General features: G+C 72.7%; 17 protein-coding genes and 1 tRNA gene. 12 read left to right on the top strand and 6 right to left on the bottom strand.

Features of this window, described 5'->3' with window-relative positions:
• Window positions 1-197: 197 nt before the first annotated feature.
• Together ASE15_RS14380 and ASE15_RS14375 are read right to left on the bottom strand one after the other, a co-directional pair.
• Window positions 198-1,364, bottom strand: coding sequence for a cell wall metabolism sensor histidine kinase WalK (locus ASE15_RS14380; protein ID WP_082608481.1), 1,167 nt, complete (start codon window positions 1,362-1,364; stop codon window positions 198-200).
• The gene (locus tag ASE15_RS14375) at window positions 1,361-2,125 is read right to left on the bottom strand and encodes a response regulator transcription factor (protein WP_225219744.1); all 765 of its coding nucleotides are present in this window, start codon (window positions 2,123-2,125) and stop codon (window positions 1,361-1,363) included. Before ASE15_RS14375 ends, ASE15_RS14380 begins: the two co-directional genes overlap by 4 nt.
• 184 nt (window positions 2,126-2,309) lie before the next feature.
• Here ASE15_RS14375 and ASE15_RS14370 point away from each other — a divergent pair, with 184 nt between their 5' ends.
• From ASE15_RS14370 to ASE15_RS14360, 3 genes are all read left to right on the top strand, one after another.
• Window positions 2,310-3,797 (top strand): hemolysin family protein, encoded by a 1,488-nt coding sequence (locus ASE15_RS14370; RefSeq protein ID WP_200960555.1) that lies wholly within the window; start codon window positions 2,310-2,312, stop codon window positions 3,795-3,797.
• A complete protein-coding gene (locus ASE15_RS14365) occupies window positions 3,794-4,888 on the top strand; it encodes a hemolysin family protein (RefSeq protein WP_056646132.1) in 1,095 nt (364 codons plus the stop codon). Before ASE15_RS14370 ends, ASE15_RS14365 begins: the two co-directional genes overlap by 4 nt.
• 204 nt (window positions 4,889-5,092) lie before the next feature.
• Entirely contained in the window at window positions 5,093-5,887 is a 795-nt protein-coding gene (locus ASE15_RS14360) for a M15 family metallopeptidase (RefSeq protein WP_157257366.1), read from the top strand.
• Between the two features lie 86 nt (window positions 5,888-5,973).
• Here ASE15_RS14360 and ASE15_RS14355 read toward each other — a convergent pair whose 3' ends face one another.
• Entirely contained in the window at window positions 5,974-7,674 is a 1,701-nt protein-coding gene (locus ASE15_RS14355) for a sodium:proton antiporter (protein ID WP_056763979.1), read from the bottom strand.
• A 206-nt stretch (window positions 7,675-7,880) separates the two neighbouring features.
• On the opposite strand from ASE15_RS14355, the gene ASE15_RS14350 reads away from it, so the two are divergent.
• Window positions 7,881-8,525 carry a hypothetical protein gene (locus ASE15_RS14350; protein ID WP_056763977.1) on the top strand — a complete coding sequence of 215 codons (645 nt, stop codon included), beginning with the start codon at window positions 7,881-7,883 and terminating at the stop codon, window positions 8,523-8,525.
• Window positions 8,526-8,576: 51 nt separating this feature from the next.
• Here ASE15_RS14350 and ASE15_RS14345 read toward each other — a convergent pair whose 3' ends face one another.
• From ASE15_RS14345 to ASE15_RS14335, 3 genes are all read right to left on the bottom strand, one after another.
• A complete protein-coding gene (locus tag ASE15_RS14345) occupies window positions 8,577-9,203 on the bottom strand; it encodes a CYTH domain-containing protein (protein ID WP_056763975.1) in 627 nt (208 codons plus the stop codon).
• A gap of 22 nt (window positions 9,204-9,225) precedes the next feature.
• A complete protein-coding gene (locus tag ASE15_RS14340; protein WP_056763973.1) occupies window positions 9,226-10,389 on the bottom strand; it encodes a N(5)-(carboxyethyl)ornithine synthase in 1,164 nt (387 codons plus the stop codon).
• A gap of 147 nt (window positions 10,390-10,536) precedes the next feature.
• Window positions 10,537-10,609 (bottom strand) — tRNA-Arg (locus ASE15_RS14335).
• A 186-nt stretch (window positions 10,610-10,795) separates the two neighbouring features.
• Between ASE15_RS14335 and ASE15_RS14330 the strand changes: the two genes are divergently transcribed.
• From ASE15_RS14330 to rpmE, 8 genes are all read left to right on the top strand, one after another.
• Window positions 10,796-12,082, top strand: coding sequence for a CynX/NimT family MFS transporter (locus tag ASE15_RS14330; protein ID WP_082618465.1), 1,287 nt, complete (start codon window positions 10,796-10,798; stop codon window positions 12,080-12,082).
• A gap of 164 nt (window positions 12,083-12,246) precedes the next feature.
• Window positions 12,247-13,941, top strand: a complete 1,695-nt coding sequence (gene argS, locus ASE15_RS14325) for an arginine--tRNA ligase (RefSeq protein WP_056646150.1) — start codon at window positions 12,247-12,249, stop codon at window positions 13,939-13,941.
• On the top strand, window positions 13,938-15,395 hold the full coding sequence (gene lysA / locus ASE15_RS14320) for a diaminopimelate decarboxylase (RefSeq protein ID WP_082618464.1): 1,458 nt from the start codon (window positions 13,938-13,940) through the stop codon (window positions 15,393-15,395). The genes argS and lysA overlap by 4 nt, the downstream gene beginning before the upstream one ends.
• A 239-nt stretch (window positions 15,396-15,634) precedes the next feature.
• Window positions 15,635-16,993: a homoserine dehydrogenase gene (locus ASE15_RS14315; protein WP_056646153.1), complete on the top strand. Its 1,359-nt coding sequence runs from the start codon at window positions 15,635-15,637 to the stop codon at window positions 16,991-16,993.
• Window positions 16,993-18,096 carry a threonine synthase gene (gene thrC / locus ASE15_RS14310; protein ID WP_056646156.1) on the top strand — a complete coding sequence of 368 codons (1,104 nt, stop codon included), beginning with the start codon at window positions 16,993-16,995 and terminating at the stop codon, window positions 18,094-18,096. The genes ASE15_RS14315 and thrC overlap by 1 nt, the downstream gene beginning before the upstream one ends.
• Before the next feature lie 94 nt (window positions 18,097-18,190).
• Window positions 18,191-19,156 (top strand): homoserine kinase, encoded by a 966-nt coding sequence (thrB, locus tag ASE15_RS14305; RefSeq protein ID WP_056646158.1) that lies wholly within the window; start codon window positions 18,191-18,193, stop codon window positions 19,154-19,156.
• A 315-nt stretch (window positions 19,157-19,471) separates the two neighbouring features.
• Complete coding sequence (gene rho / locus ASE15_RS14300) at window positions 19,472-21,568, top strand: transcription termination factor Rho (RefSeq protein ID WP_056763970.1); 2,097 nt, start codon at window positions 19,472-19,474, stop codon at window positions 21,566-21,568.
• Between the two features lie 164 nt (window positions 21,569-21,732).
• The gene (gene rpmE, locus ASE15_RS14295; protein WP_056646165.1) at window positions 21,733-21,951 is read left to right on the top strand and encodes a 50S ribosomal protein L31; all 219 of its coding nucleotides are present in this window, start codon (window positions 21,733-21,735) and stop codon (window positions 21,949-21,951) included.
• Window positions 21,952-22,022 lie beyond the last annotated feature (71 nt).

Genomic DNA, 22,022 nt, shown 5'->3' with positions numbered 1-22,022 from the left:
AACCGGACCCGTCAAGCGTAGGCCCTCGAGGGCGGTGCGGGGCGCCCCGGGACGCCAGTCGGCGCAAGGCGTGCGGTCCTTCTTCACCGGATGTCTACCTGAGGCAAACGGGGGGCAACGACGACCTGTTCACCGGCCAAAGACGAGGCCGGTTAGGCCATCCCCGGGTATGCACGACCGTCAGTGTGACGAAGGTCTCACGCGCTGGCGTCGGGTCGCCCCTCTTCCCCGGTGTCACGCCGGGTGGGCCGGGGCTCGCCCAGGGCCGTGCCCAGGATCTCCGGCAGGTCGTCCGGGAGGCCCGTCGTGTGCGGGTGGGGGTGGGCGGGGAACGTCAGGCGCATGGTCGCCCCCTGCAGCGAGTCGGCGACCTCGATCCGCCCGCCGTGCAGGTCGACGGCCCAACGGACGATCGCGAGGCCGATCCCGGTGCCGCCCGTCGAGGTGTGCCCGTGCGAGGGCGCGTTGCCGCGCGCGAAGCGCTCGAAGATCCGCTCACGGTCCTTCTTCGCGATGCCCGGCCCCTGGTCGATGACCTCGATGACGACCTCGTCGTCCACGGGGTAGGCCTCGAGCCGGATCTCGCCGTTCTGCGGGGAGTGCCGGATCGCGTTCTGGAGGAGGTTGGTGATGATCTGGCGCAGGCGCTCCGGGTCGGCCGGGAGCGTCAGGTCCTCGGGCGTCACGTCGATCACGTACTGCAGGTGCTTGCCGGCCTCGACCATGGAGACCGCGTCGGCGTTCTCCTCGAGGAAGTCGCCGAGCGGGACGTCCTGGATGTTGAGCGCCGCGGCGCCGGCCTCGATCCGCGACAGGTCGAGCAGGTACGTCACGAGGCGGGTCAGGCGCTCGGTCTGCGCGAGCGCCATCTCCATGGTCGCGGGGTTCGCCTCGCTCACACCGTCGACCACGTTCTCGAGCTGGGCCTGCAGCGCTGCGATGGGGGTCCGCAGCTCGTGCGACACGTTGGCGATGAGCTCGCGCCGCATCTGGTCGGACGAGGCGAGGTCCTCGGCCATGATGTTGAACGCGACCGCGAGCTGGCCCACCTCGTCACGGCTCGTTGCCCGCACGCGGCGCGTGTAGTCGCCGTCGGCCATCGAGCGCGCGGCGGCCGTCATCTCCCGCAGGGGTGAGGTCATGCCGCGCGCCAGGATCTGGGTGAGCAGGAGCGAGAGCACGATCGCGAGGGGGAAGGTCCGCGTCGGCCCGAGCTTGTTCTGCTGGCCGAGCCACGTGATGAGGACGGCGAGCGTGACGGTCGCGAAGACCAGCACGCCGAGCTTGATCTTGAGCGACCGGAAGGAGTCGAGGGGCCGGACGTCCGGGAGGTGGGGGCGCAGCGTCCGGGGTCCGGAGGTCACGCGACCGGGGGCTCGAACGCGTAGCCGACGCCGTGGACGGTGCGGATCAGGTCCGGGCCGAGCTTGCGGCGCAGCGCCTTGATGTGGGAGTCGACCGTGCGGGTCCCGCTCGCGTCGGCCCAGTCCCAGACCTCGGCGAGGAGGCGCTCGCGGGTCAGGACGGTCTTGGGGGAGCTGGCGAGCATGACGAGCAGCTCGAACTCGGTGGGGGTCAGGTGGACCTCCTCGCCGGCGCGGTGCACGCGTCGCTGGGCGCGGTCGATCACGACGTCGCCCACGACCATGGGCGGGTCCGTGGGGGTCGACGTCGCAGCCTGGGCTGCGCGGTCCACGCGCCGCAGGAGCGCCTTGACCCGCGCGACCAGCTCGCGCATCGAGAAGGGCTTGGTCATGTAGTCGTCGGCCCCCACGCCGAGCCCGATCAGCATGTCGGTCTCGTCGTCGCGCGCCGTGAGCATGAGGATCGGCACGGGCTGCTCGGCCTGGATACGGCGCGTGACCTCGAGCCCGTCGATGCCGGGGAGCATGACGTCGAGCACGATCACGTCGGGGCGCAGGCGGGTCGCGGCCTCGACCCCCGAGAGCCCGTCGCGCGCCACCTCGACGCGCCACCCCTCGGCGCTCAGCCGCTGGGCGATCGCGGTGGCGATCGCCGGCTCGTCCTCGACGACGAGGATGTTCGCGGCCTGCTGCGCGGGCGTACCCGCAGGTCCGGCCCCGCTCGTCGCGCCGCTGCCGGTGGGGAATGCGCTGGCTGTCATGGCACCAGCGTGGCACAAACCGGCCTGCGATGGTCGGAGGTCGGGGCGAAACCGGGGGATGTCGGGCGCCCGTCCGCCTCGCGACGGCCGGCGCCGGGTGGAGTTTCCGGATGGACGGCGGCTCGACGGCGGATAACATCGTTGCCACGATGAAGAGCAAATCCCGATATCCGTGGAGCACCCCGTGGTAGGCGACTGGTTGATGGTCGCGCTGGGGGTGCTCCTGACCGCAGGGACCGCCGTCTTCGTGGCGAGCGAGTTCGCCCTCGTCACCCTGGATCCCGCCGTGCTGTCCAGGACGGGCGACCGTGACGGGGACGACGGCGAGGGGGCCACGGCCGCCGAGCAGCGCAGCGGCCGTCGTGACCGCAGCGTCCGGGCCGGCCTCAAGCACCTGTCGACCGAGCTGTCCTCGGCACAGGTGGGCATCACCATCACCACGATCCTGCTCGGCTACACGGCCCAGCCCGCGCTGGCGAACCTGATCGGCGACGCGCTGGGGAGCACGGCGCTCGGCGCCGGCGCGGCCACGGTCCTCGCCGTGGTCCTCGCGCTGGTCGTCGTCAACCTGTTCTCGATGCTGTTCGGCGAGCTCATCCCCAAGAACTTCGCGCTCTCGCTCCCGTACCAGACCGCGCGGCAGGTCGTGCCGATCCAGCGCCAGTTCACCAAGCTCTTCCGGCCCGTGATCTCGGTGCTCAACGGGTCGGCCAACGCGATCCTGCGGCGCATGGGCGTCGAGCCGCGCGAGGAGCTCTCGGGCGCACGCTCGGCCTCCGAGCTCGCGGCGCTCGTCAAGCGTTCCGCCCAGGAGGGCACCCTGAACACCTCGGTCGCCACGCTCCTGACCAACTCGATCGAGCTCGACGAGCTCAGCGCGGTGGACGTCATGACGGACCGCATGCGCATGGTGGTGCTGCGTCGCGAGGACACGGCCGAGGACGTCGTGGCCCTGGCCCGGACCTCGGGGCACTCGCGCTTCCCGGTGATCGGCGAGGACAGGGACGACGTCGTCGGGCTGGTGCACCTGCGCCGCGCGATCGGTGTGCCGCACGAGCGGCGCTCCGAGGTCCCCGCGGCCGCGCTCATGGTCGACGCCCCGCGCGTCCCGGAGACGGTCGCGCTGGGGCCGCTGCTGGTCGAGCTGCGCGGCTTCGGCCTGCAGATGGCCGTGGTCGTCGACGAGTACGGCGGGACCTCGGGCGTCGTGACGCTCGAGGACGTCGTCGAGGAGCTCGTCGGCGACGTCGCGGACGAGCACGACCCGCGGCGGGCCGGGGTGGCCCGCAGCGCGGACGGCTCGTGGATCGTGCCAGGCGTCCTGAGGCCCGACGAGCTCGTCGAGTCGACGGGCCTCGAGGTCCCCGAGGACGGTGCGTACGAGACGCTCGGCGGGCTCGTCATGGCCGACCTCGGCCGGGTGCCCGTCGCGGGCGACGAGGTCCGTGCGGGTGGCGTGGTGCTGCGGGTCGAGGCCATGGAGGGGCGTCGTGTCGAGCGCCTGCGGGTCCGGCTCGAGTCGCCCGACGGCGACCGTCCGGACATCGTCCCCGACCAGGGCATCGAGGGCGAGAGGCCGGGTACGACGCGCTGGCCCGCCCCCGAGCGCCCGCCGGGCGCTCGCCCACGCTCGGGCGACCAGGGCTCCGAGCCTGCCGGAGGTGCACGATGAGCACGACCCCCGCACTGATCCTCGGCATCGTCCTCCTGGCGGCCAACGCGTTCTTCGTCGGCGCGGAGTTCGCCATCCTCTCGGCCCGTCGCAGCTCGATCGAGCCGCTCGCGGCGCAGGGCAACCGGCGCGCGCAGACGGTCCTGTGGGCCATGGAGCACGTCTCGCTCATGCTCGCGTGCGCCCAGCTGGGCGTCACGGTCTGCTCGGTGGGCCTGGGCGTGGTCGCGGAGCCCGCGGTCGCGCACCTGCTCGAGGTGCCGCTGCACGCGCTCGGCGTGAGCCAGGCGTTCGTCCACCCGATCGCGTTCGTGGTCGCGCTCGCGATCGTCGTCTACCTGCACGTGGTGCTGGGCGAGATGGTCCCCAAGAACCTCGCGGTCGCGGGGCCGGAGAAGGCCGTCATGTGGTTCGGCCCGCCGCTCGTGGTCCTGGGGCGCATCCTCAAGCCGATCATCGTCGCGCTCAACTGGCTCGCGAACCACGTGGTCCGCTGGGCGGGCGTCGAGCCCAAGGACGAGGTCGCGTCGGTGTTCACGGCCGAGGAGGTCCAGTCGATCGTCGAGCACTCGCAGGCCGAGGGCCTGCTGCGCGACGAGCAGGGGCTGCTCTCGGGGGCCATCGAGTTCTCGGAGCGCACGGCCGCCGAGGTCATGGTCCCGGTCGACCGGCTCGTGACCGTGGTCGAGGGCTGCACGCCCGACGAGATCGAGCGCCTGGTCGCGAAGACCGGCTTCAGCCGTTTCCCCGTGGCCGACGCGCGGGGCGAGCTGGTCGGGTACCTGCACCTCAAGGACGTGCTCTACGCGAGCGGTGAGGACCGGTTCCGGCCGGTCCCGTCCTGGCGCGTGCGTGCGCTCGCGACGGCCGAGCCGGGGGACGAGATCGAGGACGCGCTGCGCGCCATGCAGCAGTCGGGGGCTCACCTGGCCCGCGTGGACGCGGTCCCGGTCCAGGGTTCCACGGGCACGGTGCCCGACGACGGAGCGCCCGCGGGTGCGCAGGGTGCCGTGGGAGTCGTCTTCCTCGAGGACATCCTCGAGGAGCTCGTGGGCGAGGTGCGGGACGCGATGCAGCGCCGAGTGCACTGAGTCGGCGCCCCCCGGGGCTCTGAACTGGGGACTTGGTTTCCCTGTCACCCCCCGTTATTGTTTCGTTGCTTCGTTCGCACGGTTCCTCCTGCAACGGGAGGGTCGTCCGGTCTGCGAGGCTGGGCGCGGTCCACGCGCTCGTCGGTCCTGGTCGTCCAGGGGCTGCCTGCGGGCGGTCGGGCGGCCGCTCGGAGTGGAGGCTTGGTGGAGTCGTCGTCCTCGACCTCCGACTCACGCCGCGCCCGACGCGAGGCGGAGACCGGGCACAAGGGCCGTCGTCGGGCCGAGATCCCCTCCCACCAGCGCTGGGCACCCCGCATGGCCGTCCTTGGGACCCTGGCGGTCGCGACCATCGCCATGCCGCTCTCCGCGGGCGCGCAGGACGGTCCCGTCTCTCCCTACGCCCCGGACGGCAAGCCCGTCGGGCCCACGGCCCTGGACCTGGTGAGCGCGCCCGTCGCGGCCGAGCCCACGTCCGAGTACGTGGCGTCGGCGCCCAAGATCGAGGGTCGGGCCCAGGCCGCGAGCCGTTCGGTCGAGCGTGCACCGCTCCCGAACTGTGACCCGAGCGTCGAGGTCACGAGCGGCAACGGCAAGCTCACGGGGCACGAGCTGTGCGACCTGTGGCAGGCGGGCGAGTCCCTGCGTCCGGACGCCGCGGTCGCGCTGTCCGCGATGAACGAGTCGTTCCGTGCGACGTTCGGCCGGGACATCTGCCTCGTGTCGAGCTACCGGACCCTGGCGTCCCAGGTCTCGCTCAAGGGCACGCGGGGCGGCTTCGCGGCCAAGCCGGGCACGTCGTTCCACGGCTGGGGCCTCGCGATCGACCTGTGCTCGACCGAGACGGGCAACCGGGAGGTCTACTCCTGGATCAACAAGAACGGCGAGCTGTACGGCTGGGCCAACCCGTCGTGGGCCAAGCGCGGCGGCGGCGGGGCGTACGAGCCGTGGCACTTCGAGTTCACCGAGGGCGTCATCGCGCTCGGCGGTCTCACCTGAGCGGTCCCGTCCGAGCGGCCTTGCCCGGCTGTGCCCGCGCCGGCCCGCGCCGGCCCGCGCCGACCGCGCCAACCGCGAGGGAGTCGTCAGATCCGGTTGACCCACGACTCGGCCAGCGCCTCGGCCTCGATGTCCAGCTCGCGCAGGATCCTGCGCATCACCGTCTCGTTGAGGCGACCCGCGTCGCGCTCGTCGACGAGCACCTGGCGTTGAGCCCTGTTCATGTCGGCGCGCAGCGCGCGGAGCCGGCGCAGGTCGTCCGACCGGTCCCCGAGGCGGGCCATCGGATAGGCCCGGCCGCCCGTGGGGCGCGCCCGGGACGGGGCCTGCTCGGCCGGTTCCTCGGCCTCGGACTCGGGTGAGAGCAGTCGGGCCGCGGCCTGGGCGCGCCCCACGATCGCGGCCGACATGGCCGCGCGCGTCGCCTCGGCCTTCTCCTCGCCGATCAGGGGAGCCCACTCCTTCGTGGCGCGCGAGATGGCCTCGGCCTGCGCCTCGGCCATGAGACGGCGGACGCGCGCCTCCTCGGCCGCGTCGCTCGCGGCCTCGTCCTCCCCGCCCACCCCGAGACGTCGGATGACCCAGGGCAGCGTCGCGCCCTGCAGCAGGAGCGTGCCGATCGCGACCGTGAAGGCCGCGAGCTGGATCGTGGCGCGGCCGGGGAACTCGGCGCCGCCGAGCGTCGCGGGGATGGCGGCCGCCGCCGCGAGCGTCACGACGCCGCGCATCCCGGCCGACGAGACCACGAGCGACTCGCGCCAACCGAGCTCGTCGGCCCGGGTGCGTTTGGAACCCGGCAGGTGCACGCGGTCGAGCCAGGACGTGGCGAACACGTACACGGGACGGATCGCCATGGTGACCGCGAGGGCTGCGAGGGACACCCAGACGGCCGTGCGGAGCCCTTCGTCGGACGTCACGACGGTCTGGACCACGAACTTGAGCTGGAGCCCGATGAGCGCGAACGTGATGGCCTCGAGCAGCAGGTCGAGGCTGTCCCACAGGGGTTCCTCGACGAGCCGGGTCTCGTACCCGGCGGTCGGCGCGGTGTGCCCCAGGTAGAGGCCCGCAGCCACGACCGCGAGCACGCCCGAGCCGCTGAGCTCCTCGGCGATCCAGTAGGCCGCGAAGGGGAGGATGATCCCCGCGACGCTCGTCAGGAGCGGGTCGGCGAGCCGTAGCCGGGCAGCGTGCATGCCGATGCCCATGACGAGCCCGATCCCGACGCCGACCACGACCGCGAGCGCGAAGACCCCGATCCCTTCGGTCCAGACCCAGGCGCCCGTGGCGACCCCGGCGAGCGCGACCTTGTAGAGCGTGAGCGAGGTCGCGTCGTTGATGAGGCTCTCTCCGCCCAGGAGCGTCATGACGCGGCGGGGCAGGCCGAGGCGGCGCCCGACCGCGGCTGCCGAGACCGCGTCGGGCGGGGCGACGACGGCGCCCAGGACGAGCGCTGCGGCGAACGGGAGGTCGGGGAGCAGGATCGTCGCGACCCAGGCCACGGCGAGTGCCGTGACGACCACGAGCCCGACGCCCAGGCGCACGATCGCGTTGAGCGACGTGCGGAAGTCCTGGTAGGAGCTCCCGGTGGCCGCCGAGAAGAGCAGTGGCGGCAGGATGACGCCGAGCAGCACCTCGGGGGCCAGCTCGACGTGCGGGACGGCCGGAATCAGCGAGACGCCGAGCCCGACCACGACGAGCAGGAGGGGAGCGGGCAGGTCCCAGTGCCGCGCCACGGCCGTGACGGCCAGGGCACCGGTGATGACCAGGAGTACGACGGCCTCGTCCATGCCCTGCATTCTCCGCCCGGGTCGGCAGTGAGGCGCGGGGGACGGCCCGACGGCGTGTTCCCCACCGGGCGCGCGCCGCACCCTGGGTGTCAACCACCTCTTGACAGAACTATCGTGTCAAGCCAGGGTTGACACATGACGAGACAGTGGCGGGCAGAAGGAGCGACCGGTGCTCCGGCGTCGGGCATCGACGAGGGGCGCGAGCCGTGAGCGGCGCACCCGCCTGGGGCAGCCTCGAACCACGCGACCCGCGGTCGCTCGACGACCTGCTGGCCGAGGCCGTGGCAGCCGCCGACCCGGGGATCGGCGACCGCATCGCGACCCAGCCCGCCGCGCACCTCGAGCTCGTGACACTCACGGCGCGCGCGTACCTCGCGACCGAGGAGCTGCTCGCGACGGCCGTGTCGTCGGCCCGTTCCGCAGGGCACAGCTGGGAGGCCGTGGGGACGGCACTCGGCATCACGCGACAGGCGGCCCAGCAGCGGTTCGGGCGACCCGCCGGGCCCGGCGACGGGGCTCCCGGCCTCGTGGGCGACCTGATCGCCGGGGCCGTCCCGGGCGACACCCGGACGCTGGCTCCTGTCACGGCCCTGACCGAGATGGCCGCGCTCGAGGCCTACGGGCGGCACGGGTGGCGCTCGACCGGGTTCGGCGCGGCGTTCCACACGATCGAGCGGACCACCCAGCAGTGGGAGCACAAGCGCGTCTACGTCCTGGGGGCGAGCAGGTTCGGGCTCGAGGCCGAGGGGTGGGAGCGGATCGGGACCTGGTTCCCGTGGGTCTACTACGCGCGTGGCTTGGGGACCGCGCCCGTCGGCGACTGCGGACCGGTCGCGGACGACGCGCCCTGAGCGGGCGCGGGCCGTACGCGTGCCGCGCGCGGCCCGGTCGACGCCGCCCGGCTACTCCCCGGGCAGACGGGCGTTGTGCCCGAAGTCCTGGCGGAAGCGCGGCCCGGACACCGCGAGCTCGGCCGCGAACGAGGCTGCCCACCCCGAGTACGGGGTGTGCGAGAGGTAGTCGTTGGAGAACCGGCGGTCGTCGGTGATCTCGGTGAGGCAGAACGACGGGATCTGCAGGTCGACGACCGGCCCCGAGCGTTCGCACTCCGCGACGACCAGGGGGTGGTTGGCGCCCCCGAACACGTCGATGACCCAGCCGTCCGCGCCCAACCACGCGGAGTAGCGCGTCTTGACGATGCGACCGCCACCGCGCCGGATCATCTCGGTCCCCACGTGCACGTCGATCTCGCGCTCGGCCTCGTACCGCGTGCCGCCGTTCGTGGGGCCCTTGACCGTGAGCGCGCAGAAGTCGAACGTGTGTGCGTCCAGGACGTGCAGCGGGGACGCGCTCGCGGCGAGAGTCGCGTCGGTCGCGCTCGCCTGGACCCGCAGGCGGATCGCGTAGCCGTCCTGCGCCAGGAAGTAGCTCTGCACGATCAGGGCGGGCGCGTCGAGCAGGTCGACCGGGACGTCCTTCACGAGGAAGCGACGCTCGAACTCGAAGTCTCCGTTACCACCGTCGGTCATGGGACATACCGTACGCGCTCGCTCACGCGGGGTCCGCGACCGGCAGGTGCGGGTACGCGGCCTCGCGGTGCTGGAACTCGAGCACCGCAGGGTTGAGCACGACCCCGTCACGGATCTCGATCGCGCGGCGGACCGTCTCGTTCTCGTCCCAGCCGACGGGTCCGGCCATGACGGCCGGGAGGAACGGCAGCACGGCAGAGCTGATCTCCCAGGTCGCTGAGTTCCACAGGTAGGACGGGCTGTGGTCCACCGCGTAGTAGTTGATGCTCTCGCCGATCGTGACCAGGGGGTCGGCGAAGGTCGTGGAGCGGGCCCAGTCGAACGCCATGCCGTCGTCGCACGAGACGTCGACGATCAGGCTGCCGGGCCGGAAGGCGCCCAGGTCCTCGGTGCGCAGGTACAGCAGCGGCGCGTTGGGGTCCTGGAGCGTGCAGTTGACGACGATGTCGCTCTCCGCGAGGAACGGCGCGAGCGGGAGACGGCCCTCGTCGGTGATGACCTCGCTGAGGTACGGCTCGTCGTCGTGGTCGAACTGGACGATCTGCGCCGAGTGGATGGGCGCGGCGACCGCGGCGACCCGGCGGTTGGTCAGCACGCGGACGTCGTGGATGCCGTGCGCGTTGAGCGCCGTGACGGCCCCGCGCGCCGTGGCGCCGAACCCGATCACGACCGCGGTCAGGCGCCGGCCGTAGTCGCCCGTCGAGCCGCACAGCTCGAGCGCGTGCAGCACCGAGCAGTAGCCGGCCATCTCGTTGTTCTTGTGGAAGACGTGCAGGCCGAACCCGCCGTCCGCCGCCCAGTGGTGCATGGCCTCGAACGCGACGAGCGTGAGCCTCTTGTCGATCGCGAGCTGCGTCAGCTCGCGGTCCTGGACGCAGTGCGGCCAGCCCCACAGCGTCTGCCCGGGGCGCAGGTCGCGCAGGTCCTCGTGCTGCGGCTTGGGCAGCAGGACCACGTCGGCGGCCTCGATGACCTCGGCGCGCGTGCCCAGCGCTCGCACCCAGGGCGCGATCTGCTCGTCGCTCACCCCGAAGCGTTCGCCGTAGCCGCGCTCGACGACGATCCGGGCCCGCAGCTCGGGCGCGATCCGTTCGAGGTGGTCCGGGTGGAGGGGGAGCCGGCGCTCGTCGGGCTTCCGCGACGCTCCGAGGAGGCCCAGGATGGAGTCGTTCGATGCTGTTGTCACGCTTGTCCCGTCAACGAGACCACGGTGGCCCAGTAGTGCGGACGCTACACGGGTGCGGAGAGCGTGGGGACCACTCGGGTCCAGGGGTCGGCGATCCCGGGCACGACGAAGCCCCCGGACCCGAGGGGCCAGGGGCTTGGTCTGCGGTGCCCTCGATAGGACTCGAACCTACGACCTTCTGCTCCGGAGGCAGACGCTCTATCCACTGAGCTACGAGGGCAGCATGCGTTCGCTCTGACGAGCATCCGGCACGGTGCACGAGACTACCAGCCTCCGGCGGGTTCGTGCTCCCACCTGCCCGGTTCCGCACGTTCTGACGGCCGGTCAGGGCGGGGTGACCGGACTCACCACCCCAGGAGCCCCCTCGGGACGGATGCCCGGGGCGACCGGTGCGTACCCTCCTTGAGTGGATCGCCAGGACTCGAGCTCGACCCCCGACAGCACCCTCCGGCCGTGGAGGGGGCGGTTCGTCGTCCTCGCCGGGATCGTCCTCGCCGCGTTCAACCTGCGGATCGCGGTCGCCGCGGTCTCCCCGATCCTCGACGTGGTCCGGGTCGACATCGACCTGAGCGACCAGCTCGCGGGGCTGCTCGGCACGGTCCCCGTGATCGCGTTCGCGGTCTTCGGCTCGCTCGTGCCTGCCCTCTCCCGCCGCTTCGGTCTGGAGCCCACGCTCGTCGCGGCGCTCCTGATCAGCGCGGTCGGCGAGATCCTGCGGTCCGTCTCGACCTCGGCCCCCGGCTTCCTGGTGTGGACCGCGGTGGCGCTCGCGGGCATGGGCATGGGCAACGTGCTGCTCCCGCCGCTCGTCAAGAGGTACTTCCCCGACCGCATCGGCGCGGTGACCGCGGCCTACACCGTGACGCTCTCGCTGAGCACCGCGATCCCGCCGCTCCTCGTGGTCGGCATGGCGTCGTCGCTGGGCTGGCGCCCGGCGCTGGGCGGGTGGGCGCTCGTGGGGCTGCTCGCGGCCGTGCCGTGGACCGTCGTGATCGTGCGCTCGGCGCGCGCCCGTGCCGAGCTCGCGTCGGTGCTCGAGCACTCGCCCGAGCACACCGTGGGCCTCGACGGACGTCACCGCCACGCGGGCCGCGCCTGGCGCAGCCCGCTCGCATGGGGCATCGCGGTCATGTTCGGGCTCAACTCGCTCAACACCTACGTGATGTTCGCGTGGTTGCCGCACGTCCTGATCGACTCGGGCATGTCCGAGCCGGTCGCGGCGAGCGCGCTCGCGCTCTACGCCTTCGTCGGCATGCCCATGTCGATCGTCACGCCGCTGCTCGCGGCCCGGATGCGTAACCCGTACCTGCTGGTCGTGCTCTTCGTCGCGATGCTCGCGGTCGGCTACGCCGGGCTCATGGGCGCCCAGGCCGGCCCCGCCACCTGGGTGTGGGTCGTCCTCGCGGGGCTCGGGGCCTCGACGTTCCCCCTGGGCCTCGCGCTCATCAACCTGCGGAGCCGTACCTCGGCAGGGGCCGTGGCGCTGTCGGGGTTCGTGCAGGGCGTCGGCTATCTCGTCGCGGGGGCAGGGCCGCTGACCGCGGGCATCCTCTACGGGCGCAGCGGCACCTGGACCAGCACCTTCGTCTTCCTGTTCGGCACGCTCGTCGTGATCCTCCTCGCCGCGGTCGCGGGCTGCCGGCCGTCCATGATCGAGGACTCGTGGGGACGCAGGGCCCGCCCGGGGGAGTGACGCCGGGGGAGGGCGACGACGCGAGGCGAGCGACGCCGTCGGGCCGGTGGGGCAGACCCGCCGGGCGACGCGCGGCGCGACGTCGCAGCACGCACCGGTGGCCGCCCGTCCGCCCGTCGCGGACGGCGACGCAAAGCCCTGGCGTCCCTCGCTAGAATCGTCGAGTGACCCCCAACGAGCTCTCCGAAGCGCTGAGCGCTGCCCTGGCCTCCGCCGTCGCCGACGGCACCCTCGCCCTGCCTGCCGACGCGGTCCCCGCGTCGGTCCACGTCGAGCGACCCCGCCAGCGCGAGCACGGCGACTGGGCCACGAACGTCGCCCTGCAGCTCGCGAAGAAGGCCGGCGTCGCCCCGCGCGTCCTGGCCGAGGACCTCGCGCAGCGCCTCGCCGCGCACCCGGGCATCAAGTCCGTGGACATCGCGGGACCGGGCTTCCTGAACATCACGCTCGACGCGGCGGCCGCGGGCGAGCTCGCCCGCACGATCCTCGCCCAGGGCGCGACCTACGGGAACAACGACTCCGAGGCCGGCACGCGCATCAACCTCGAGTTCGTCTCGGCGAACCCCACGGGCCCCATCCACATCGGCGGCGTGCGCTGGGCCGCGGTCGGCGACTCGCTGGCCCGCGTGCTCCAGGCCTCGGGCGCCGTCGTCGAGCGCGAGTACTACTTCAACGACCACGGCGCGCAGATCGACCGCTTCGCGCGCTCGCTGCTCGCGCGCGCCAAGGGTCAGGACGCCCCGGAGGACGGCTACGGCGGCCAGTACATCTCGGACATCGCAGAGGCCGTCATCGCCGACGCGATCGCCGCGGGCGACCCGGACCCGCGCACGCTGCCCGACGACGAGGCCCAGGAGGTCTTCCGGGCGCGCGGCGTCGAGCGCATGTTCGACGAGATCCGTGCCGCGCTGCACGACTTCGGCGTCGACTTCGACGTCTACTTCCACGAGGACTCGCTGCACGAGTCCGGCGCGGTCGAGCGCGCGGTCCAGCGCCTGCGCGAGGGCGGCCACGTGTTCGAGGCCGACGGCGCGACGTGGCTGCGCACGACCGACTTCGGTGACGACAAGGACCGCGTCATCATCAAGTCGGACGGCGAGGCCGCGTACATCGCGGGCGACATCGCGTACTACCTCGACAAGCGCGAGCGCGGGTTCGACGACGTCATCATCATGCTCGGCGCGGACCACCACGGGTACGTGAGCCGCATGATGGCCGTGTGCGCGGCGTTCGGCGACGAGCCGGGCAAGAACCTGCAGATCCTCATCGGACAGATGGTCAACCTGGTCAAGGACGGCCAGCCGGTCCGCATGTCCAAGCGCGCCGGGACGGTCGTGACGCTCGAGGACCTGGTCGACGCCGTGGGCGTGGACGCCGCGCGCTACTCGCTCGCGCGCTCCTCGACCGACTCGAGCATCGACCTGGACCTCGACCTGCTGTCCAAGGCGACCAACGAGAACCCCGTCTTCTACGTGCAGTACGCGCACGCCCGCACCGCGAACGTCGCGCGCAACGCCGAGGCGCACGGTGTCTCGCGGTTCCGTGAGGACGGGAGCGAGGCGTTCGACCCGTCGCTCCTGACGCACGAGACCGAGTCGATCCTGCTCGGTGCGCTCACCGAGTTCCCCCGCGTCGTGGGCCAGGCCGCCGAGCTGCGCGAGCCGCACCGCGTCGCTCGCTACCTCGAGGCGCTCGCGGGCGACTACCACTCCTGGTACCACGAGTGCCGCGTGACGCCGCTGGGCGACGAGGAGGTCACGGACGTGCACCGCACGCGCCTGTGGCTCAACGACGCGACGCGTCAGGTCCTCGCCAACGGCCTCGGCCTGCTGGGCGTGTCCGCGCCGGAGCGCATGTGAGCGCGTCGGCAGGCCCGACGACGCCGCCCGCCTTCTCGCCGACCGGCACCTACGTGCCGGGCGAGCCGTGGTCGAGCGGCGTGCGCCGCGGGCCCGACGGCGCGCTCACGGTCGCGGGGGTCGACGTGCGTGAGCTCGCGGTCGCCCAGGGCACCCCGGCCTACGTGCTCGACGAGGCCGACCTGCGCGAGCGCGCCCGCTCGTACCGTCGCGCGTTCGAGGCCGCGTTCGCCGAGGTCGGCGCGGGCGTCGACGTGTACTACGCGGGCAAGGCGTTCCTGTCGGTCGCCGTGGCCCGCTGGGTCCACGCCGAGGGCCTGCGGGTCGACACCGCGACGGGCGGCGAGCTCGCGGTCGCGCTGCGCGCGGGCGTGCCCGGAGAGCACATCGGCCTGCACGGCAACAACAAGTCCGACGCGGAGATCGCGCGAGCGCTCGACGCGGGCGTGGGCCGGATCATCGTCGACTCGCTCGTCGAGGTCGAGCGCGTGGCCGCAGCCTCGCGCGCACGCGGCGGGGCTCCGGCCCCGGTCATGATCCGCGTGACCACGGGCGTGCACGCGGGCGGTCACGAGTACATCTCGACCGCGCACGAGGACCAGAAGTTCGGGCTCTCGCTCGCGACCGGTGGCCACGTCGCGACGGGGGCGGGCGCGCAGACCGAGGACAGCCCGGCCATGACCGCGCTCCTCGCGGTGCTCGCGCACCCCGAGCTCGAGCTCCTGGGCATCCACTCGCACATCGGTTCGCAGATCCTCGACCCCTCGGGCTTCGAGGTCGCGGCGCGCAAGGTCCTCGAGCTGCGGGCCGCGCTCGCGCAGCGCACGGGCTTCCTCGTCCCCGAGGTGGACCTGGGCGGCGGGTACGGCATCGCCTACCTGCCGGGAGAGGTCGCGCTCGACCCCGACCGCATCGCGAAGGACGTCGCGGCCTCGGTCGCGGCCTCGTCGGCGGACCTCGGCACGCCCCTGCCGCGTTTCTCGATCGAGCCGGGCCGGGCGATCGTCGGGCCCGCGGGCCTGACGCTCTACACGGTCGGCACGGTCAAGCCCGTGCGGGTCGGCGGACCGGACGGCGAGGCTGGGAGCACGATCGTGCGGACCTACGTCTCGATCGACGGCGGCATGAGCGACAACATCCGTCCCGCCCTGTACGGCGCGGACTACCACGCCGAGCTCGCGAACCGGCTCTCGGACGCCGCGCCCGTGCTCGCGCGCGTGGTCGGCAAGCACTGCGAGAGCGGTGACATCGTGGTCCACGACGTGCTCCTGCCGGGAGACGTCCGGGCGGGCGACCTGCTGGCCGTCGCGGCGACGGGGGCCTACGGACGCTCGATGGCCTCGAACTACAACCACGTGCCCCGGCCCCCGGTCGTGGCCGTGGCCGACGGCGGGACCAGGGTCCTGGTCCGTCGTGAGACCGAGGACGACCTGCTCGCGCTCGACCAGGGCTAGCGGCCGGGCGTGCGGCTCTCGCCGGGCCCGCGTCCGGCACCCGTATCCTGAGACGGGCGCCCAGGATCCGGGCAGCAGAGCGAGGATCAACACGCTCAGGATCGACCGGTCGGGGAGCGACGCACGGCGTCGTGACCCGTCGGGACCGAGCGGCCACCTCCGACGCGACCGCGTCCGGCAGGGGCCGAGAACGACGGCACCGCTGACCGTGCGGGCCGGGGTGATGGAGGAGGAGCTTCGTGGGAGCCAGCCAGCAGGAGCAAGGTCCGCTGCGCGTCGCGCTGCTCGGGTGCGGCGTCGTGGGGTCCGAGGTGGCCAGGCTGCTGACGCAGCAGAGCGCGGACCTGGCCTCGCGCGTCGGGGCGCCGCTCGAGCTCGTGGGGATCGCGGTGCGCGACGCGTCCGCGCCGCGCCCGCTCGCCGCGTCGGTCGACCGCTCGCTCCTCACGGAGGACGCCGAGGGGCTCGTCGCGCGCGCCGACATCGTCATCGAGGTCATGGGCGGGATCGAGCCGGCCCGCTCGCTGCTGCTGCGCGCGATCGAGTCGGGCGCCGCGGTGGTGACCGCGAACAAGGCGCTCCTGGCCGAGGACGGACCCACGCTCTACAAGGCCGCGGACACCGCGGGCGTCGACATCTACTTCGAGGCCGCGGTCGCGGGCGCGATCCCGATCGTCCGTCCGGTGCGCGAGTCGCTCGCGGGCGACAGCGTGCGCCGCATCCTGGGCATCGTCAACGGCACCACGAACTACGTCCTGGACCAGATGGCCAGCACGGGCATGTCGTTCGACGACGCGGTCAAGCAGGCCCAGGACCTCGGCTACGCCGAGGCCGACCCCACGGCCGACGTCGAGGGCTTCGACGCCGCGGCCAAGGCCGCGATCCTCGCGAGCCTCGCGTTCCACACGCGGGTCTCGCTCGAGGACGTCGCCCGCGAGGGCATCACGCGCATCACGGCCGACGACGTCGCGTGGGCCGCGCAGACCGGCCACGTCATCAAGCTGCTCGCGATCGCGGAGTCCGTCACGGGCGACGACGGCGCGCACGGCGTCTCGGTGCGCGTGCACCCCGCGCTCGTGCCGCTCACGCACCCGCTCGCCGGGGTCCGGGGAGCCTTCAACGCGGTCTTCGTCGAGGCCGACGCCGCGGGCGAGCTCATGTTCTACGGCCGTGGCGCGGGCGGCGCCCCCACGGCCTCGGCCGTGCTGGGCGACGTCGTGTCGGCGGCCCGCCACCGGGTCCTGGGTGGCAAGGGCCCCGAGGAGTCCACCTACGCTGCCCTGCCGATCCTGCCGGCCAGCACCGCGGTCACGCGCTACCAGGTCCGCCTCGCGGTCGACGACCGTCCCGGCGTCCTGGCACAGGTGGCTCAGGTCCTGGCCTCGAAGGGCGTCTCGATCGAGGCCGTCCGCCAGCCGTCGGAGCCCTCGGTGCCCGGGGCCGACGGTGCGGAGGACGACGGGTCGACCGGCGTCGCCCACCTGGTCATCACGACCCACGCCGCTGCGGAGGCCGCGCTCGCCGCGACGGTCGACGCGATCGCGGTGCTCGAACCCGTCCAAGAGATCACGTCCGTCCTGAGAGTCGAGGGAGCCTGATGGCCCACCAGTGGCGAGGCATCATCGCCGAGTACGCCGACCGCCTGCCCGCCCACGTCCAGGAGCGCATCGTGACGCTCGGCGAGGGTGGCACGCCCCTCGTCGAGGCGCCCGCGCTCTCGGCCCGGACCGGGGCCCAGGTCTTCCTCAAGGTCGAGGGCATGAACCCGACCGCCTCGTTCAAGGACCGCGGCATGACCGCCGCGATCTCCTCGGCCGCGGGCCGCGGGGCGAAGGCCGTGGTGTGCGCGTCGACGGGCAACACGTCGGCGTCGGCCGCCGCGTACGCGACCAAGGCCGGCATGGTCTGCGCCGTCCTGGTCCCGGACGGCAAGATCGCGATGGGCAAGCTGAGCCAGGCGATCGCGCACGGCGCCAAGCTGCTCCAGGTCGACGGCAACTTCGACGACTGCCTGGTCGCGGCGCGCAAGCTCGCCGAGGCGTACCCGGTCGAGCTCGTGAACTCCGTGAACCCCGACCGCATCGAGGGCCAGAAGACCGGCGCGTTCGAGATCGTCGACGCGCTGGGCGACGCCCCGGACATCCACGCGCTGCCCGTGGGCAACGCGGGCAACATCACGGCGTACTGGAAGGGCTTCCGCGAGTACGCGGGCCTCGGCGACCCGGACGCGCCGGGGGCGCACCTGCCTGCGGTCAGCACCAGGACCCCCATCATGTGGGGCTTCCAGGCTGCCGGCGCGGCCCCGATCGTCGCGGGCCACCCCATCACGCACCCCGAGACCATCGCGACCGCGATCCGGATCGGCAACCCCGCGTCGTGGGCCCAGGCGGAGGCTGCTCGCGACGAGTCGGGCGGCGTCATCGAGGCCGTGACCGACGAGCAGATCCTCGCCGCGCACCGCATCCTGTCGGCCGAGGCCGGCGTGTTCGTCGAGCCCGGCTCGGCGGCGGGCGTCGCGGGCATCCTCTCGCGGGCAGAGCGTGGCCTCGTCCCGGCCGGTGCGCGCATCGTCGTCACGGTCACGGGCCACGGCCTCAAGGACCCGCAGTGGGCCCTCAAGACGCTCGACGGCGCCGACGTCACCCCCATCCGGGTCAGCGCCGACGTCGTCTCGATCGCCGACGCGCTCCAGCTCGGCTGAGCACACCTCGCACGTCCTGCCCGCCCCGGCTGCCCGCCGGGGCGGGCAGCGGACGGGCGCCTCCCCACCCTTCACCTGACGAGAGGTCACCGCGATGCAGCTCGGAGCCGACCATGTGCGGGTACGCGTGCCCGCCACGAGCGCGAACCTGGGGCCCGGGTTCGACGCCCTGGGGCTGGCGCTCGCGCGCTACGACGTCCTCGAGGTCCGCGCGCTGGGCAATGGTGACGTGGTCGTCGACGTCGAGGGGGAGGGGGCCGGCGAGGTCCCCGGGGACGAACGGCACCTGGTGGTGCGCGCGCTGCGCGCGGCCCTCGAGCTCGTCGGGGCTCCCCAGACCGGGCTCCACCTGACCTGCACCAACGCGATCCCGCACGGTCGGGGGCTCGGTTCGTCCGCGGCCGCGGTCGTGGCGGGCATCGCCGCGGCCCGCGCGCTCGTCGCGGACCCCGCGGCGCTCGACGACGCGGCGGTCCTGCAGCTCGCGACCGAGTTCGAGGGGCACCCCGACAACGCGGCCCCGGCGATCTACGGCGGCGCGACCATCGCCTGGACCAGCACGGTCGAGGGGCGCGAGGGCGCGCACGCCGTGCGGCTCGACGTCCACCCGGACATCGAGGCCACGGTCCTGGTCCCCTCGACGCGGCTCGCCACGAGCCGTGCTCGAGGCGTGCTGCCGCAGACCGTCCCGCACGCCGACGCAGCGCTCAACGCGGGCCGCGCGGCGCTGCTCGTCGACGCGTTGACGCGCTCGCCCCAGCACCTGTTCGAGGCCACCGAGGACCGTCTCCACCAGGAGTATCGCGCGGGCGTCATGACTGCCTCGTGGGAGCTCGTGCGCGCGCTGCGTCTCGACGGCCTCGCCGCGACCATCTCGGGGGCCGGGCCGACGGTCCTGCTCCTGGGCCGTGCACAGGACCGCGAGCACGCGGACGCGGTCCTGCGCGAGCTGCTGCACGGCTCGGACCTGTGGCGGGCCTACCGTCCGGGGATCGACCTGGAGGGCGTCCGTTCGGAGCGGGTCGTCGGCAGCACGGGCCTGCCGGCATCGATGCGCTGAGCGACGCGTCGACCGGTGCGGCGACTGGTCTTCCCGGGTGCTACGGATGGTAGAATCCATTGAGCCTTCGCAGGTTCGTGATGATGCCTCGGTGATTCCTCGACGAATCTCCGCCGAGTCCCCGGGCATCGGCAGAGCAACCACTGACTGCGCCTCATACCCCGCGAGAAGGCAATCCAGCCCACGTCAGCTGACGTCGTCGTACCACTGACGCGTGGTTCCACTGCGTTCCGGCCGTCACGTGCCGAGCGTCGATCACCCGCGGCCCACCCCTCGCACAGAGCAAGTGGGCGCAAACGAGGGGAAGGGTCCTTCGTGACAGACACCACCGACACCGCCCGTGCAGGCGCACTCTCGACGCTGCGCCTCCCCGAGCTGCAGGCACTCGCCTCGCAGCTCGGTGTGAAGGGCACGTCCAAGATGCGCAAGAGCGATCTTGTCGACGTCATCCGTTCCACCTCCGGCGAGACGAGCGCCTCCGGGCGCCCCGCCGGAGCGTCCGCTCCTGCGCGTCGCGCGCCGGAGAAGGACACCTCGACCGAGAAGGTCGTGCTGCCCGCCGTCGAGGCGCCCGCACGTCAGGCGACCGAGAGCATCGAGCGTCCTCGCCGCGAGCGAGGCGCACGCGCCGAGCGCGCCGGCAAGGGCGAGAGCAGCGACAAGGCAGCCGACATCATCGCCCCGCTGCTCGAGCAGACCGCGCGTGCGGCTCGCGACGGCGGCGACCGTCCGGTCGCCGGCGAGACCCCCGACGAGCGCGCTGCACGCGCAGCCGCCGCGGTCGGTCTCGTCACGGGCTCCGAGCGCGGTTCGCGTCGTTCCGGTCGGGGCGCCGGTGCTCCGCGCGGCGGCGAGGCCGAGCAGGCTCGCGAGACGGCCCCCGAGGGCGGCGCGGCCCGTCAGGGCGGCGAGCGTCAGCAGCAGGGTCAGCGCGACCAGCAGGGGCAGCGCGACCAGCAGGGCACCGACCGTCAGCAGGGCGGCCAGCGCACCGACCGTCAGCAGGGTCAGCGCGACCAGCAGGCGCAGGGCAACCAGCAGGGCGGCCAGCGCACCGACCGTCAGCAGGGTCAGCGCGACCAGCAGGGCGGCGACGACTACGACGAGCGCGGCGGACGCCGCCGGCGGGGTCGCGACCGCAACCGTGACCGCGACCGCAAGCGCGGACGCACGCGCGGCGGGAACATCGACGTCGCGGGCCTCGACGAGATCGAGGTCACCGAGGACGACGTCCTGCTGCCCGTCGCGGGCATCCTCGACGTCCTCGACCAGTACGCGTTCGTGCGCACGAGCGGCTACCTGCCCGGCCCGAACGACGTCTACGTCTCGCTCGGACAGGTCAAGAAGGCGGGCCTGCGCCGCGGCGACGCGATCATGGGGGCCGTGCGTCAGCCCCGCGACGGCGAGAGCTTCCAGCAGACGGGACCGCGCAACCAGAAGTTCAACGCGCTGGTCCGTCTCGACTCGGTCAACGGCATGGCCCCCGAGGCCGCCCGCAACCGCGCCGAGTTCAACAAGCTCACGCCGCTCTACCCGCAGGAGCGCCTGCGTCTGGAGACGGGCGAGGTCGGTCGACTCACGCCGCGCGTGATCGACATCGTCGCACCGATCGGCAAGGGGCAGCGTGGCCTGATCGTCGCGCCGCCCAAGGCCGGCAAGACGATCATCATGCAGCAGATCGCCAACGCGATCACGACGAACAACCCTGAGGTCCACCTCATGGTCGTGCTCGTGGACGAGCGACCCGAAGAGGTCACCGACATGGAGCGCACGGTCAAGGGCGAGGTCATCGCCTCGACCTTCGACCGTCCGGCCTCCGACCACACGATCGTCGCCGAGCTCGCGATCGAGCGCGCCAAGCGTCTCGTGGAGCTGGGCCAGGACGTCGTCGTGCTGCTCGACTCGCTCACGCGTCTCTCGCGCGCCTACAACCTCGCTGCTCCGGCCTCGGGGCGCATCCTGTCCGGTGGTGTCGACGCCTCGGCGCTCTACCCGCCCAAGCGCTTCTTCGGCGCGGCGCGCAACATCGAGAACGGTGGGTCGCTCACGATCCTCGCCTCGGCGCTCGTCGAGACCGGCTCGAAGATGGACGAGGTCATCTTCGAGGAGTTCAAGGGCACGGGAAACATGGAGCTCCGGCTCTCCCGCTCGCTCGCGGACAAGCGCATCTTCCCGGCCGTGGACGTCAACGCGTCCGGCACGCGCCGCGAGGAGATCCTCATGCCGCAGGACGAACTCCGCATCGTCTACAAGCTGCGCCGCGTGATGGGCGCGCTCGACCAGCAGCAGGCGATCGAGCTGCTGCTCGGCAAGCTCAAGGAGACCAAGTCCAACGTCGAGTTCCTGCTCCAGGTGCAGAAGACGACGCCGGGCGGTATCCACAACGACGAAGAGGTCGGCCGCGCCGTCTGATCCGTCCTGCGGGTCGGTCGCGCCCTCGTCCTGACGGCCGGCCGACCCACAGATTTTTCGTGTGCCGGACCCGTCTGGCACAATGTCCTGTTGGTTTCCCCGTCCCCGGTTCACGGCTGCTGTCCAGGCAGGCGACCCGGGGGCACCCCACTGAGGAGAGTCCTGTGAAGGCTGATATCCACCCCACGTACGTCGTGACCGAGGTGACCTGCACCTGCGGTTCCACGTTCGTCACGCGCAGCACCGAGACGTCCGGGCGCATCTCGTCCGACGTCTGCTCCGCCTGCCACCCGTTCTACACGGGCAAGCAGAAGATCCTCGACACCGGTGGCCGTGTGGCTCGCTTCGAGGCTCGTTACGGCAAGAAGGCCGCCGACAAGTAGCGACTCTCCAGCGCCGGTGGTCCGAGCGCCCGTCCAACCTCTCCAGGGGCAGGCGGCGTGCTCGTTCCACC

This window comes from Oerskovia sp. Root22 (genome assembly GCF_001429135.1).
Classification (GTDB): Bacteria; Actinomycetota; Actinomycetes; order Actinomycetales; family Cellulomonadaceae; genus Oerskovia; species Oerskovia enterophila.
The sequence above is the reverse complement of the archived record's forward strand: the minus strand, read 5'-3'. Positions and strand labels throughout refer to the sequence as shown.

Coding starts and splice junctions, on each gene's coding strand:
- ASE15_RS14365 (WP_056646132.1), top strand. CDS start 3,794: ATGAGCACGACCCCCGCACTGATCCTCGGCATCGTCCTCCTGGCGGCC.
- ASE15_RS14355 (WP_056763979.1), bottom strand. CDS start 7,674: ATGGACGAGGCCGTCGTACTCCTGGTCATCACCGGTGCCCTGGCCGTC.
- ASE15_RS14375 (WP_225219744.1), bottom strand. CDS start 2,125: ATGACAGCCAGCGCATTCCCCACCGGCAGCGGCGCGACGAGCGGGGCC.
- thrB (WP_056646158.1), top strand. CDS start 18,191: ATGCAGCTCGGAGCCGACCATGTGCGGGTACGCGTGCCCGCCACGAGC.
- ASE15_RS14345 (WP_056763975.1), bottom strand. CDS start 9,203: ATGACCGACGGTGGTAACGGAGACTTCGAGTTCGAGCGTCGCTTCCTC.
- thrC (WP_056646156.1), top strand. CDS start 16,993: ATGGCCCACCAGTGGCGAGGCATCATCGCCGAGTACGCCGACCGCCTG.